Source organism: Sinorhizobium sp. Y406 (assembly GCF_058732025.1).
On record NZ_CM178974.1, the window covers coordinates 2,045,463 to 2,059,778 of the forward strand.

A 14,316-nucleotide genomic window follows, 5' to 3' on the forward strand; every position below is an offset into this window, starting at 1 on the left:
GTGCGGCAAGTTGAGCCCCTCCCACCTGTGGGGAGGGGTTGCGGAGGGGCGCGCTTGAGGGCGCAGTTCCCCCCCACATTCAGGCAACCCGCCCGCTCACATCCCCTGGTGGCCGCGGTTCATCGCAGCGATGCCGGTGCGGCAGACCTCGATCAGGCCGAGCGGCTTCATGATCGCGATGAACTGTTCGATCTTCGACGGCTTGCCGGTGATCTCGAAGACGAAGTGCTCGATATTCGCGTCGATGACCGAGGCGCGGAAGGCGTCTGCGAGCCTGAGTGCCTCTACCCGGTGCTCGCCGGAGCCATGCACCTTGACGAGCGCCAGTTCCCGTTCGATCGGCCGGTCGTGGCCGAGGCTCGCCGCCCGCACGGTGAGGTCGACAACGCGATGGACCGGCACCAGCCGTTCGAGCTGGTTCTTGATCTGCTCGAGCACATGCGGCGTGCCGCGCGTGACGATGGTGATGCGCGACAGATGCGCCTCGTGCTCGGTCTCGGAGACCGTCAGGCTCTCGATGTTGTAGCCGCGGCCGGAAAAGAGGCCGATGACGCGGGCAAGCACGCCCGGCTCGTTGTCGACGAGAACGGAAAGCGTGTGCGTTTCGGCAAGCTCCGTCTCCTTGGCGATGAAATAGGCGGAGCCCGTCGGCTGAAGATGTGCACTCATTTATCGTTCCTCTATCCTCAAACGAGCTGGCGGCCCTTGGCGTCGATCGCCGTGGCGACCGCCTCGTCCGTCGCCTCGTCGGGCAACAGCATCTCGTTATGCGCCTTGCCGGAGGGAATCATCGGGAAGCAGTTGGCGAGATTGGCGACGCGGCAGTCGAATATGACGGGCGCCGGCGTGTCGATCATCCGGCGGATCGCGTCGTCGAGCTCACCCGGCTTCTCGCAGCGGATGCCGACGCCGCCATAGGCTTCGGCAAGCTTGACGAAGTCCGGCATCGCCTCCGTATAAGAATGGGACAGGCGGTTGCCGTGCAGGAGCTGCTGCCACTGGCGGACCATGCCCATATATTGGTTGTTCAGAATGAAGATCTTGACCGGCAGGCCGTATTGCACCGCGCAGGACATTTCCTGGATGCACATCTGGATCGAGGCGTCGCCGGCAATGTCGATGACGAGGCTTTCCGGATGCGCAACCTGGACGCCGATCGCGGCCGGGAAGCCGTAGCCCATGGTACCGAGTCCGCCCGAAGTCATCCAGCGGTTCGGTTCCTCGAAGCCGAAGAACTGTGCCGCCCACATCTGATGCTGGCCGACCTCGGTGGTGATGTAGGTGTCGCGGCCCTTCGAGAGCTCATACAGCCGCTGGATCGCATATTGCGGCATGATGACATCGTCGCTCGCCGTATAGGCGAGCGAGTTGCGCGCACGCCACTTGCCGATCGAGCGCCACCAGTCGCCGAGCCGCGCCGTGTCCGCCGTTTTCGCCGCCGCGCGCCAGAGGCGAACCATGTCTTCGAGAACCGTGCCGACATCGCCGACGATCGGCACGTCGACCCGGACGTTCTTGTTGATCGAGGATGGGTCGATGTCGATGTGGATCTTCTTCGAATTCGGCGAGAACGCATTGAGCCGGCCGGTGATGCGGTCGTCGAAGCGCGCGCCGATGCAGATCATGACGTCGCAATCATGCATCGCCATGTTGGCCTCGTAGGTGCCGTGCATGCCGAGCATGCCGAGCCAGTTCTTGCCGGAAGCCGGATAGGCGCCGAGGCCCATCAGCGTCGAGGTGATCGGAAAGCCGGTGAGCTCGACCAGCTCGCGCAGGAGATGGGCGGCCTGCGGGCCTGAATTGACGACACCGCCGCCGGAATAGATGACGGGCTGGCGCGCCTCCTTCATCAGCGCTATCGCCTCTTCGATCTTCCTGATGTCCCCTTGGGTCTTCGGCTGATAGCTCTTCTGCGTCGGCACGGCCGAGGGCGGCGTGTAGGTGCCGGTCGCGAACTGGATGTCCTTCGGAATGTCGACGACGACCGGGCCCGGCCGACCCGATTGCGCAACGCGGAAGGCCTCGTGGATGATGCGTGCGAGATCGTTGACGTCCTTGACCAGCCAATTGTGCTTGGTGCAGGGCCGCGTGATGCCGACGGTGTCGCATTCCTGGAAGGCGTCCGAGCCGATCAGCGCGGTCGGGACCTGGCCGGAGATGCAGACGAGCGGGATCGAATCCATCAGCGCGTCCTGCAGCGGCGTGACCGCATTGGTCGCGCCTGGACCGGAGGTGACGAGCATGACGCCGACCTTGCCGGTGGAACGGGCATAGCCTTCGGCCATGTGGCCGGCGCCCTGCTCGTGACGAACGAGGATGTGCTCGATGTCTTCCTGCTGGAAAATCTCGTCATAGATCGGAAGCACGGCGCCGCCGGGGTAGCCGAAGATGTGTTTGACGCCGTTGTCTTTCAGAGCCTGGAGAACGATCTCCGCCCCGGTCATCTGGTTTTCAGTTCCGCTCATGAGCCTGCTTCCGTCCCTTTTTCAGGTTTTGGGGTGATTAGCGTGTTTGAAGACATAAAAAAAGGCCCCATCAGGAGCCTCGTTCAGCGCATGGGTGGCTATCGCCGGATGGTTACACCATCCTGCCCATGCGCCGTCCCACCACAAGAATAACCGCGAATTTTTTCATGGGCCGATTTGATAAACAGAAATCCTTGGGCCGTCAACGCCGTTTTGCAAGAGTTGCAACCACTTGTTAAAGCCGTTCCTCTATCCTTCGAAGCAATTCGCCCGAGGTGTCAATTGCTCAACAGTGAACGTCAGTCCCCGAGCGGAGCCGGGGAACAGGATCGCCGCGACGGCACGAAGCCGGGGAATCGTTTCCTCGGCCGGGTCGTCGCGTGCAACGGTTCGCGGGCAACGATCGCTGCGGTCGCCGAACGCGGCGAGACCTCGCTCACCGAACTCTGGTCCGTCGGCCGGCTGATCTCCATTTCAGTCGGCGAGAACCGCGTCGTGGCTCTCGTCTGCTCGATGCACACCGCCTCCGAGGAGTGGAGCGAGGAGACGAACAACACCATCCGCATCGAAGTCGAACTGATGGGCGAAGTCTATATTGGGCCGGATGGGCGGGAGGAATTCTCCGCCGGCATCAGCCGTTATCCCTATCTCGGCGCCATCGCCCACCGCATCCGCGCCTCCGACCTCGCGCGCATCTACGATTCCAAGCAGGCGGACAGTTGCGTCATCGGCAAGCTGACGCAGGACGAGAGCCTCGACGCGACGATCCACGTGCCCTCGATGCTTGCCAAGCACTTCGCCATCGTCGGCACGACCGGCGTCGGCAAGTCGACCGCCGTGACCCTGTTGCTCAACAAGGCGATCGCCGCCGATCCGAAGCTGCGCGTGCTGATCCTCGACCCGCACAACGAGTTCGCCGCCGCTTTTCCGGAACATGCGGTCGTCATCGACACCGACTCGCTCGAACTGCCGTTCTGGCTCTTTCGCCTGGAGGAACTGGCCGAGGTGATCTTCCGCGGTCGCCCCCCGGTGGCGGAAGAGCTCGACATCCTGCGCGACGTCATCCCCGATGCGAAAAAGGCCTTCAAGGGCGGCGAATCGGGCCTGATGCGCCGCCAGACGGAAAAGAGTTCGATCACCGCGGACACCCCCGTGCCTTTCCGCATGGCCGACCTTTTGGCGATGATCGACGAGCGCATCGGCCGGCTCGAAGGGCGCACCGATAAGCCGCATCTGCGCTCGCTCAAGGTCAGGATCGCCTCGGCGATCAACGACCCCCGCTATCATTTCATGTTCTCGTCCAACACGATCACCGATACGATCCAGGACACGATCGCCAGGATCTTCCGCATACCTGGGGAAGGCAAACCGGTCGCCACCTTCGAACTGGCCGGCATCCCCTCGGAAGTCGTCAATTCGGTCGCCTCGGTGCTCTGCCGCATGGCCTTCGAAATCGGCCTCTGGAGCAATGGCGGCATTCATATGCTGGTCGTCTGCGAGGAGGCCCACCGCTACGTGCCGGCCGACCCTTCCTTCGGCTTTCTGCCTACGCGCCAGGCGATCGCCCGCATCGCGAAGGAAGGCCGCAAATATGGCGTGTCGCTCGGCATCATCACCCAGCGACCCGGCGAACTCGATCCGACGATCCTGTCGCAGTGCTCGACGGTCTTTGCCATGCGGCTCGCCAACGACCGCGACCAGGAGATCATCCGCTCCGCGATCTCCAACTCGTCGATCTCGACCACCAGCTTCATCTCATCGATCGGCAATGGCGAGGCGATCGCATTCGGCGAAGCCGTGGCGGTTCCGATGCGCATGCGGTTCAGCCGCGTGGAAGAGGCGAGATTGCCACGCGCCCATGGCATCACCGACAGGGTCGAAGAGGATGCACCGCCCGTCGATCTGCGTTCGATCGTCAGCCGCATGCGCGCCATGAACGGACCGGATATATCAAGCTTCCAGCAGAGCTACCTGGCGGCCGAAAGCGCTCACACGCTCGCCGACGAGGAGGAGGGCTGGGAAGAACCCAGTGGCGAGATCGCTCCCTCACCCGCCGAGGGCATGCAGGAGCCGGCGCTGGAGTCCTACCGGCCGGATATGCTTCCGCACGCACCCGAACCGGTCAATCCCCAACTCGAGCGCTTCAACCAAATCCGCGAGCAGATCCTTTTCGGTCAGGCGGAAAGGGATACCGCGAGACACCGTCCGCCGGTGCAGCCGGAGCGGAGCTTCGGCTCCCCCGCCCCCGAAGCGCAGCGTCAAGGATCGCTGCGCGAAAGCCTGCTCAAGCGTCCGCTGGGCAGTATCATCCGCAAATAACGGAGCCCCGCATGGCGCGGAAGACGACGGTTCCAATCCAAACGCAGAAAGTTGTGCGGATCGGAATCCCTTCTTGAAACGTTGATGCATGACATGAACGCCGCAGCACGGTGGAGGGAAACGTGGATGACGACGAGGCATGGGAACTGGAGCGCAGGCTGTGGCTCGAAGGTGCCGGCGCCTACCAATCACTGGTCGCTGACGAATGCCTGATGGCATTCCAGCCGGTTGGCATCCTCGCCGGGTCAGAGATCGTTCGAGCTCTCGATGGCGCCTCGCGTTGGCAGGACGTGACAATGACGGAGAGACGGATTGCCCGGCCGACCGAAGCAATCATCGTTCTCGCCTACCGCGCCCAGGGCCGGCGTGATGTCGATTCCTCATATACAGCCCATTGCACCTCCACCTATGCGCAAATCGGCGCTGAATGGCGGCTGGTACAGCATCAGCAGACACCGGCGCACTGAACGCGCATCACAGGGAGGCCGCAAATGGAGGAAGTTCTACGCGAATTTTTCAAGCGCTATGAAGGCATGGCCAATAAGGTACTTGCCGGGGAGATCGACGTCGGCGACACGACCTTCGTATTCGCATCGGATTTCATCGCGGCCTCGCCGGCCGGCGTGATGGCGGGAAGGAACGACGAGAGTCTGAATACCTCGATGGAAAAGGGCTATGCCCACTACCGCGCGATCGGGACCAGGGAACTCAAGATTCGCGGGCTCAAGATCACGCCGATCGACGCACTGCACTTCCTCGTCCGTGTCGATTGGCGCTCTGTCTATGCGGTGAAGGACAGGCCCGATGTCACCATCGATTTCGAGGTCCACTACCTAGTTCAGGTCCGAAATGAGGAGCCAAGGATCTTTGGCTGGATAAGCGGCGACGAGGAGGCCGCGCTGAAGAAGCATGGCATAGGTTGACATGCTTGAAGCGGTGCCGGTTACGACGGAAAGCCTCACGTTTTACAGCGCATCCGCCTTCTCGACCCGTTGCCAGCTGTCGTCGAGCTGGTTGCGGAACCAGGTCATCTGGCGCTTGGCATACTGCCGTGTCACCGCCGCCCCGGTCTCGATCACCTGCGCCTCGCCCATCTCGCCCTTGAGCATCGCAGCAATCTGCTGGACGCCGATCGCCTTCATGACCGGCATGTCCGACGATAGCCCAAGCGCGAGCAGGGCCCGCACCTCGTCGACCGCGCCGCTTGCGAGCATCGTCACGAAGCGCCGGTCGATGCGGCTGTGCAATAGCGCGCGATCCGGAAGCACGACGATCTTCAGCGCTCGGCCGGGATCGACGATCACCGGACCACGGCCCTGTTGATAATGGCGAATGGAATTGCCCGTCGCCTCGATCACCTCGAGCGCCCGGACGATGCGCTGTCCGTCCTCCGGCCGCAACTGGGCGGCGGTCTGCGGATCTCGCGCCGCAAGCTCGGCATGGAGCATCCCCCCACCCTCCGCCTTCAGCCGACCTCGCAGCCTTGTGCGGATTTCCGCCGGAACTTCCGGCATATCCGAGAGGCCTCCCGTCAGCGCCTTGAAATAGAGGCCCGTTCCGCCGACGAAGACGGGCAGCCGCCGTTCTTCGCGCAAACGCGCAACCAGCGCTTCCGCCTCGCGCAACCAGGCGCCGGTCGAATAGGGCTGCCCCGCCGGCACATGGCCATAGAGCAAATGCTCGATACCGCCCATCTCCGACTCGTCGGGACGCGCGGTCAGGATCTTCAGCGTGTCGTAGACCTGCATGCTGTCGGCGTTGACAACGACGCCGCCGTGCCGCCGGGCCAGCTTCACGGCAAGTGCGGACTTGCCGCTGGCGGTCGGCCCGGTTATCAGGATCGCGTCCATATCTTGCTCAAGGTTCTCCATCATGGCTCTCGTTGCCACGCTTGTCGCCAATCCGTCAAATCCCGTCCTGACGTCCGCATTGGCCGAGGCCGCGGCAGAGGCCGTCAAGGCGTCCGGCCTCTACTGGCTCGCCGACGGAATTGCCTGCGACATCGCGCTCATGGATGGCAGCGATGCGGAGGCGGCCGAGGCGCAGTTGCGCGCCGTGCTCGGCGATGCGAGCGTCGACGTCGCGGTGCAGGATGCCGAAAGCCGGCGCAAGAGATTTCTCATCGCCGACATGGATTCGACCATGATCGGCCAGGAATGTATCGACGAACTCGCAGCGGAAGTGGGCCTGAAGGAAAAGGTCGCCGCCATTACCGCACGCGCAATGAATGGCGAGATCGCCTTCGAACCGGCGCTGATCGAGCGCGTGGCGCTGCTCAAGGGCCTCCCCGCAGCGGTCATCGGCGAGGTAATCGCCAAGCGCATCACGCTGACGCCCGGCGGGCGGGAACTGATCGCCACGATGCGGGCGAAGGGACATTACACGGCACTTGTTTCCGGCGGCTTCACCGTTTTCACCGGCCCGATCGCCGAAAGGCTCGGCTTTCACGAAAACCGCGCCAATATCCTTCTCGAAGAAAACGGAAAGCTGACCGGCGAAGTGGCCCGGCCGATCCTCGGCAGGCAGGCGAAAGTCGATGCGCTGATCGACATCTCCGAACGGCTCGGCATCTCGACCGCGGACGCGATCGCCGTCGGCGACGGTGCCAACGATCTCGGCATGCTGCAGCTTGCCGGCAGCGGCGTTGCACTGCACGCCAAGCCCGTCGTCGCCGAACAGGCGCAGATCCGCATCGACCACGGCGACCTTACCGCTCTCCTTTATCTCCAGGGCTACCGCAAAACGGATTTCGTCACGTGATCCTCTACGCGATCACGGCCGACGATTGGGCGCGCCAACCCGGGTGGAAGGATTAGCACTCTCCAGCGCCGCCTGTGATCAAAGCGCAGCGCGCCGTGCGTGACAGAGAGGCGAGCGAGCCCTACTCCATCCGCACCGTGACGAAGCGCAATTCGCCGGACTTGTTGGCGATCATCAGCAACGCATTGCGCCGGCCGTCCGCTTTCAGAGCCTCGACGCGAGCCGTCACGTCTTCCGGCGTTGCCATTGCCTCCTGGCCGACTTCGACGATCACGTCCCCGGGCTCGAGACGGCGCTCGGCCGCGGGGGAGTTCGGCCTGACCTCGGTCACGACCACGCCCTCTATGGTCTCGGCGATGCCGAACGCCTTGCGGCGGTCTTCGTCGAGCACCGCGAGCTTCATGCCAAGCACCGCGTCGCTTGCAGGCAACGGTGCAGCCTGCGGGTCTTGAGGCTCCGTCCCTTGGCCCTCCGGCACCGTCACCGCCTTTGCCAGTTGCTCTCCATCTTCAAGCCTTCCGAGCGTGATGCGAACCGTCTGCTCCTTGCCCTCGCGAATGATCACCACATCGACCGCCTTGCCCACGGCGCTTTCGCCGACCGCGCGGATGAGATCTCGGGTTTCGGCGATATCCGCCCCGTCGAAGCGGGTGATGATGTCGCCGGCCTTGATTTCGCCATGGGCGATCGGGCCGCCTTCGATGATCCCGGAGACGAGCGCACCGTGCGGTCTTTCCATCTTCAGGCTTTCAGCGATGTCGTCACTCACCGGCTGAATGCGCACGCCAAGCCAGCCGCGCCGCGTCTCACCGAATTCCTTAAGCTGGTTGACGACATTGACCGCCAGTTCCGCCGGCACGGCAAAGCCGATACCCACCGACATGCCGGTCTGTGACAGGATCGCCGTATTGATGCCGATCACTTCGCCCTGCATGTTGAACAGCGGCCCGCCGGAATTACCGCGGTTTATCGCCGCATCGGTCTGGATGAAGTTGTCGTAAGGACCGGCATTGATGTTGCGGCCGCGGGCGGAAACCACGCCGACGGAGACGGACACGCCGAGGCCGAACGGATTGCCCACGACCATCACCCAATCGCCAATTCTGATCTTGCGCGAATCGCCGAATGTGACGGCCTTGAGCGGCGTTTTGGGATCCACCTTGAGCAGGGCGAGGTCGGTCTTGGTATCCATGCCGACCAGCTTCGCCTTCAAGCTCATGCCGTCGGAGAGATTGATCTCGATGTCGTCCGCGTCCTGGACGACGTGATTGTTGGTGACGATATAGCCTGCGGGATCGACGATGAAGCCGGAGCCGAGGGAGTTGACCGTGCGCGGACGGGCACCGCCGCGCTGACCCTTGAAGAATTCATCGAAGAACTCCTGATGCGGCGAGCCCTCCGGCACCTGCGGCATCGGGGCATTGTCCTCGCTGGATTTCACGTTCTGCGAGATCGATATGTTGACGACGGCATCGAGGACCCCCTCCGCGAGATCAGCGACCGAGGGCGGCCCGATCGGCGGCCGCGGCATAGCCGTCTCGGCAAAGGCGCCGTTGGAAAGGATCAGTGCCGTCGCGGCCGCCAGCACCGCGCTGCGGAAATATTCGGGTCGTTTGGACAAGTCGCTAGGCTCCCATCATTGCTTTTGCGTCGCGTCGATCTGGACCCCTGCCCGGTCCTCGCATGTCGACTGCCATAGGCTAATTATACCGCCTTCTGCATGTCTCCTTAAATCGAATTCGACATAAGGACGAAGCCATGCTGCGGGCGAAACGCTGCAGCGACCTTGCGCGTCGTGTAGGCCGTACGGCGTTGCAGGCGATGCGTTGCAGCAGGCCCGCACGACAAATTCTTCGTCTGAAGATACGGCGGAATTCGGGACCGTCCAGACACGATTTCCTGATCCTGCGCGCTAGCCCAGGGCCAGACGCCGTCAGGTGGTGATTTCGTGCCCGTACTCCTTCAGCGCCTGCAGCGCCTTTTCGAGATCGGATCCCGCAACGAAGACGTAATCGGTGCTGAAGGTCGAATTGGCGAACACGCCGACCCCTGCGGACGTAAGCGGATCGAGAACGGCCGCCAGCACGCCCGGCACATCGAAGCTGAAATGCTGCTCGACGCGGAAACAGCGCCAGCCGAGCGAACTCTGAACGCTTGAGGGGACGCGGGCGGCCCGGCAAACGAGCGTCATCTCTTCGCGGGAACTTGAAACGGTCCAGAACCCCGGCCCGGGCAGCCACTCCGGAATAGCAGACCCGATCGTGAAACGGGTAATGGCATATTCGGCGTCGACCAACCGGATCAGCAGTTTATGTTGCATTTCGCATTATCCTCGAACCAACCAGACAAGTCCGACGCCCATGGCCACCGAAGCGACTCCGGCCAATCGGAGCTGATACTCCGGGACATACGGCAAACGCTTCGCCATTTCCACAAGAACCAAAGGGGCCAGTGCGTACACCAGCCCCTCGATGATCAGGAAAAATGCCAATCCGGTCAGAAAATCGGACATCGCCCGCTCAGTCCGCCGCCTCCGGCGCAGCCGGTACTGCCGGTGCCGCAGACGTTGCCTTCGTCTCTTCTTGCGCATTCGCGCTGTTGAAGTAGCGGAAGAATTCTGACTGCGGCGAAAGCAGCAAGGTCGTGTCCGGACTGCCGATCGCCTGCGAATAGGCCGCCATCGAGCGGTAGAACTCAAAGAAGCCCGGGTCGCGCTGGAAAGCGTCGGCAAAGATCCTCGTGCGCTCGCCCTCGCCTTCGCCGCGCAGGATCTCCGAATCGCGCTGCGCTTCGGCAACGATCTCGACGACCTGCCGGTCGGCGATGGCGCGTCGGCGCTGGCCCTCTTCGTTACCGCGCGCGCGGATGAGCTCGGCCTCTGCCAGGCGCTCGGCCTTCATCCGCTCGTAGGTCTGCTGCGAGACCTCCTGCGTCAGATCCGTGCGGCGGATGCGCACGTCTTCCAAGCTGAGGCCGAGCGATTCCGCATCGAGCTTGAGGTCGGCACGTACCTCGCGCATCATCGATGCGCGCTCGTCGGAAAGTGCTGCCTCGAAGCCCCTCAGACCGTAGACACGACGCAACGATGCATCGAGACGGGTCCTCAGCCGCGCCTCGGCCGATTCCCGGTCGCCGGAGACCGTTTCGCGGAAGCGGCGGGGATCGGCGATCTTGTAGACCACGAAGGCGTCGACCTCGTAGAACTTGCCGCCCGAGACCTGCACGCGGATGTCGTCGAGATCGAAGCGAAGCGCCTGGTCGGGTACATACTGGACGCGGTCGGCGTCCATGAAGGCGAAGGGCAGCTTGAAATAGATGCCCGGCTGCGTCTTCACGGCGCGGATCTCACCGAAGCGCACGACGATGGCCTGCTGGCGTTCGTTGACGACGAAAACCGATGCGTAAGCGATGACCAGCACCGCGGCGAGCACGATGAGGACGATGGAACTGCGATTGTTGATCATTGCGTACCTCCCGACTGCGCGGGCCTGCCGAGTTCATTGAGCGGCAAATAGGGCAGGACGCCCTGGCTGTTCGCCTCGTCGAGGATGATCTTCCTGGACTTGCCGAGCACGCCCTGCATCGTCTCGAGATAGAGCCGCTTGCGGGTGACCTCGGGGGCCTTGGAATATTCATCGTGTACGGAGACGAAGCGCTGCGCCTCACCTTCCGCCTCCTTGACGACGCGGTCCTTGTAGGCTGCCGCCTCTTCGCGGATTTGCGCCGCCTGGCCGCGCGCGCGACCGAGCACCTGGTTGGCGTATTGGTTGGCTTCTTCTACGAAGCGGTCCTCGTCCTGTTCGGCGCGCTGCACCTCGTCGAAGGCATCCGCGACTTCGCGCGGCGGTGCTGCGTCCTCGATGGCGACCGTGTTCACGGAGACGCCAGCGCCGTAGCTGTCCATCGTCGCCTGGATCGTGTTGCGGACATCCGTCGCGATCGCCTGACGGTTATCGCGGAAGATATCCTGTGCCGGTCGCCTGCCGACGACTTCGCGCATTGCGCTTTCAGCCACCTGCTGCAGCGTGTCGACGGGATTTTCCACGTTGAAGAGGTAGGCTTTCGGATCGGTGACGGAGAACAGTACGGAAAACTGGACATTGACGATGTTCTGGTCGCTGCTCAACATCAGCCCCGAACTCGACTGGCCGCCGGCGCGGCTGCCGATATTCAATTGCTGTTCCGTGACCTTGGCATATTCGACGGTCTCGAACGGCCAGAAGTGATAATGCAGGCCCGGCATCGAGATTTCGTCCTTCGGCTTGCCGAAGCGCATCTCGACGCCGCGTTCGTCCGGCTGAACGGTGTAGATGGAATTGAGCAGGACAAATCCGACGATCAACAGGCCGGCGATCACGAAGATGCCGCCGTTGAAGCCGCCGGGCACGACATTCTTCAACTGATCCTGACCGCGCCGGATGATCTCCTCGAGATCCGGCGGCCCGCCTTTTCCGCCCCGCGGTCTGTTCCCCTGGCCCCACGGCCCTTGATTGCCGCCGCCGCCCCAAGGGCCGCCGCCGCCATTCTGATTGCTCCAGGGCATCAAAACCTCTCTTGAACGAAGACTTCTCAGATCGACCTCGCCGCCTCATGCGGCCGGTCAAAGATGTGACCCCGTTATAGGTATCGGATGCATTGCTTTCAACGCGATACGACCGAGTTCACCGTAAATGCGTTAAAATAAATGTCGCACCTGCGCAGGAGACGTGCCACGAGCGGAATCGGGCGCGCGCACCGGTCACCTCGCGGCAGCTCCGCCCTCCCTCTCGCGTCGCCGCCAGGTGACGAAATGCATCGCATGGCTGTCCTTCTCGCCGCGCGGAAGGTCTTCCTCGAATACTTTTTCAAAGATGGCGGCATCAATCGCCGGAAAGACCGTGTCCCCCTCCACTTCGGCCTGGACCTCGGTCACATGCAGCACATCGGCAATGCCGATCGACTGGCGGTAGACTTCGCCGCCGCCGATGATGCAAATCTCGTCGACACCCAGGGTCGCCGCATGGTCCCGCGCCCTGTCGAGCGCCGCCTCCAGCGAGGACGCGAGCTCGGCGCCTTGCGCCGCAAAATTGGGATCGCGGCTTATGACGATATTGGGACGCCCGGGCAAGGCGCGCCCGAGAGAGGCCCAGGTCTTGCGGCCCATCACCACGGGCTTGCCCATCGTCAGCGCCTTAAAGCGCTTGAGATCGGTCGAAAGCCGCCATGGCAGGTCCCCTTCGCGGCCGATGACACCATCCGCCGCGATCGCGACGACGATGACGATTTTCGGTTCGCTCTTGCCTTCAGTCATGGAACCCACTCGGCTTGCTGTCGATTTCGCGGGCCCGCAGAAGTGCGGGGCGGTCGGTCACCACGCGCACATAGCGGTCGATGACGTCGCTTTCCGGCAGGATCTTGCGCATCCACTGCAATGCGCTCGCGAGCAGCAGGTCGGCAGTGCTCATCCTGTCGCCGATTAGATAGGGCTGGCGGGTGAGCACGTCGATCACATGTGCGCACATTTCCGTATGGAGCCTCGCCAGCGCCGGATTATTGGCCGTCGAGCCGGAAACATGGGCGCTCGCCGCCGGCTCGATCACGCCCGCATAATAGGCAAGCCAGGACAGATAGGCGCCGCGCTCCGGATGGCCCGGCGGCCGGCCAAGGCTGCAATCGGGGTGAAGATCCGTCAGATATTGCACGACGGCGACCGACTCCCATATCAGGGTTCCGTCATGCAGGAGGGCGGGCACCTGTTTGTGCGGGTGAGGATTGTTTTCGTCCGGCCCGCCCGAGCCGTCCCACCGCCGGATATCCACATAGCGGATTTCGTACTCGGCGCCGATTTCCTCCAGGAGCCAGATGATCCGCGAGGACCGTGACAGGGGCGCGTGAATCAGTGTCAACATCATAACCTCCGTATCCGCCGGATCGGCAGCCATCGAGAACGCCCGCCGTCGAACGAGCCGCCGACAGCGCTCGTCCGATTGCAGTCAGACCGCGACCGGCGCCTTGATGTGCGACTCGGCCTCGTAGCCGATCAGGCTAAAGTCCTCGAACCTGAAGGAAGACAGGTCCTTCACCGCCGGGTTTATTTCCATCCTGGGCAGCGGCTTCGGCGTGCGCGTCAGCTGCAGCCGCGCCTGGTCGAAATGATTGTGGTAGATATGCGCGTCGCCGAGCGTGTGCACGAAGTCGCCGGGCTCAAGCCCTGTCACCTGCGCCACCATCATCGTCAGCAGCGCATAGGAAGCAATGTTGAACGGCACGCCCAGGAAAATATCGCCGGAGCGCTGGTAAAGCTGACACGAAAGCTTGCCCTCCGCCACATAGAACTGGAACAGACAGTGACAGGGCGGTAGCGCCATCTCCTCGACAAGCGCAGGGTTCCAGGCCGAGACGATGTGCCGGCGTGAGTTCGGGTTGGTCTTCAGCCCCTCGATCAGTCCGGCGATCTGGTCGATATGGCCGCCGTCCGGCGTCGGCCATGAGCGCCATTGATAGCCATAGACCGGCCCCAACTCACCATTTTCGTCCGCCCATTCGTCCCAGATGCTGACCCCGTTTTCCTTGAGATAGGCGATATTGGTGTCGCCTTTCAGGAACCAGAGAAGCTCGTGGATGATCGAGCGCAGATGCAGCTTTTTTGTCGTCAGCACCGGGAAACCTTGCGACAGGTCGAAGCGCATCTGGTGACCGAAGACCGAACGCGTGCCGGTGCCGGTCCGGTCGCCCCGGTCGCTGCCGTTGCTCATCACATGATCGAGAAGCTCGAGATATTGCCGCATGGTCG

At 62.9% G+C, this 14,316-nt stretch carries 15 protein-coding genes; 4 read left to right on the forward strand and 11 right to left on the reverse strand.

The features are described from left to right. Positions 1-96 precede the first annotated feature (96 nt). Both ilvN and AC4P1R_RS09850 read right to left on the reverse strand, forming a co-directional pair. On the reverse strand, positions 97-669 hold the full coding sequence (ilvN, locus tag AC4P1R_RS09845; RefSeq protein ID WP_034851062.1) for an acetolactate synthase small subunit: 573 nt from the start codon (positions 667-669) through the stop codon (positions 97-99). A gap of 17 nt (positions 670-686) precedes the next feature. Further along, positions 687-2,465 carry an acetolactate synthase 3 large subunit gene (locus AC4P1R_RS09850; RefSeq protein WP_492176820.1) on the reverse strand — a complete coding sequence of 593 codons (1,779 nt, stop codon included), beginning with the start codon at positions 2,463-2,465 and terminating at the stop codon, positions 687-689. 282 nt (positions 2,466-2,747) lie between these two features. Here AC4P1R_RS09850 and AC4P1R_RS09855 point away from each other — a divergent pair, with 282 nt between their 5' ends. The 3 genes from AC4P1R_RS09855 (at position 2,748) to AC4P1R_RS09865 (ending at position 5,707) form a co-directional block, all read left to right on the forward strand. After that, positions 2,748-4,784, forward strand: a complete 2,037-nt coding sequence (locus AC4P1R_RS09855; RefSeq protein ID WP_492176821.1) for an ATP-binding protein — start codon at positions 2,748-2,750, stop codon at positions 4,782-4,784. A 122-nt stretch (positions 4,785-4,906) separates the two neighbouring features. Further along, positions 4,907-5,251 carry a nuclear transport factor 2 family protein gene (locus AC4P1R_RS09860; RefSeq protein ID WP_492176822.1) on the forward strand — a complete coding sequence of 115 codons (345 nt, stop codon included), beginning with the start codon at positions 4,907-4,909 and terminating at the stop codon, positions 5,249-5,251. Positions 5,252-5,275: 24 nt separating this feature from the next. Further along, positions 5,276-5,707 (forward strand): DUF6841 family protein, encoded by a 432-nt coding sequence (locus tag AC4P1R_RS09865; protein WP_069461570.1) that lies wholly within the window; start codon positions 5,276-5,278, stop codon positions 5,705-5,707. A gap of 42 nt (positions 5,708-5,749) precedes the next feature. Here AC4P1R_RS09865 and miaA read toward each other — a convergent pair whose 3' ends face one another. Further along, positions 5,750-6,658 carry a tRNA (adenosine(37)-N6)-dimethylallyltransferase MiaA gene (gene miaA / locus AC4P1R_RS09870; protein ID WP_492176823.1) on the reverse strand — a complete coding sequence of 303 codons (909 nt, stop codon included), beginning with the start codon at positions 6,656-6,658 and terminating at the stop codon, positions 5,750-5,752. On the opposite strand from miaA, the gene serB reads away from it, so the two are divergent. Beyond that, positions 6,657-7,544 carry a phosphoserine phosphatase SerB gene (serB, locus tag AC4P1R_RS09875; protein ID WP_273361328.1) on the forward strand — a complete coding sequence of 296 codons (888 nt, stop codon included), beginning with the start codon at positions 6,657-6,659 and terminating at the stop codon, positions 7,542-7,544. The two genes, miaA and serB, sit on opposite strands and share 2 nt — an antisense overlap. 121 nt (positions 7,545-7,665) lie before the next feature. Here the strand turns inward: serB and AC4P1R_RS09880 are convergent, their stop codons facing one another. From AC4P1R_RS09880 to AC4P1R_RS09915, 8 genes are all read right to left on the reverse strand, one after another. Continuing rightward, positions 7,666-9,165, reverse strand: coding sequence for a Do family serine endopeptidase (locus AC4P1R_RS09880; protein WP_492176824.1), 1,500 nt, complete (start codon positions 9,163-9,165; stop codon positions 7,666-7,668). A 312-nt stretch (positions 9,166-9,477) separates the two neighbouring features. Further along, positions 9,478-9,864 carry an ACT domain-containing protein gene (locus AC4P1R_RS09885; protein WP_492176825.1) on the reverse strand — a complete coding sequence of 129 codons (387 nt, stop codon included), beginning with the start codon at positions 9,862-9,864 and terminating at the stop codon, positions 9,478-9,480. Between the two features lie 6 nt (positions 9,865-9,870). Further along, positions 9,871-10,056 (reverse strand): DUF2065 domain-containing protein, encoded by a 186-nt coding sequence (locus AC4P1R_RS09890; protein WP_492176826.1) that lies wholly within the window; start codon positions 10,054-10,056, stop codon positions 9,871-9,873. Positions 10,057-10,063: 7 nt separating this feature from the next. Next, positions 10,064-11,008, reverse strand: a complete 945-nt coding sequence (gene hflC / locus AC4P1R_RS09895) for a protease modulator HflC (RefSeq protein ID WP_492176827.1) — start codon at positions 11,006-11,008, stop codon at positions 10,064-10,066. Continuing rightward, on the reverse strand, positions 11,005-12,087 hold the full coding sequence (gene hflK, locus AC4P1R_RS09900; protein WP_069461563.1) for an FtsH protease activity modulator HflK: 1,083 nt from the start codon (positions 12,085-12,087) through the stop codon (positions 11,005-11,007). Before hflK ends, hflC begins: the two co-directional genes overlap by 4 nt. A gap of 195 nt (positions 12,088-12,282) precedes the next feature. Then, on the reverse strand, positions 12,283-12,834 hold the full coding sequence (locus tag AC4P1R_RS09905) for a dihydrofolate reductase (protein ID WP_151611467.1): 552 nt from the start codon (positions 12,832-12,834) through the stop codon (positions 12,283-12,285). After that, the gene (locus AC4P1R_RS09910; protein WP_492176828.1) at positions 12,827-13,432 is read right to left on the reverse strand and encodes a glutathione S-transferase family protein; all 606 of its coding nucleotides are present in this window, start codon (positions 13,430-13,432) and stop codon (positions 12,827-12,829) included. Before AC4P1R_RS09910 ends, AC4P1R_RS09905 begins: the two co-directional genes overlap by 8 nt. 84 nt (positions 13,433-13,516) lie before the next feature. Next, a complete protein-coding gene (locus tag AC4P1R_RS09915) occupies positions 13,517-14,311 on the reverse strand; it encodes a thymidylate synthase (protein WP_069461561.1) in 795 nt (264 codons plus the stop codon). Positions 14,312-14,316: the final 5 nt, after the last annotated feature.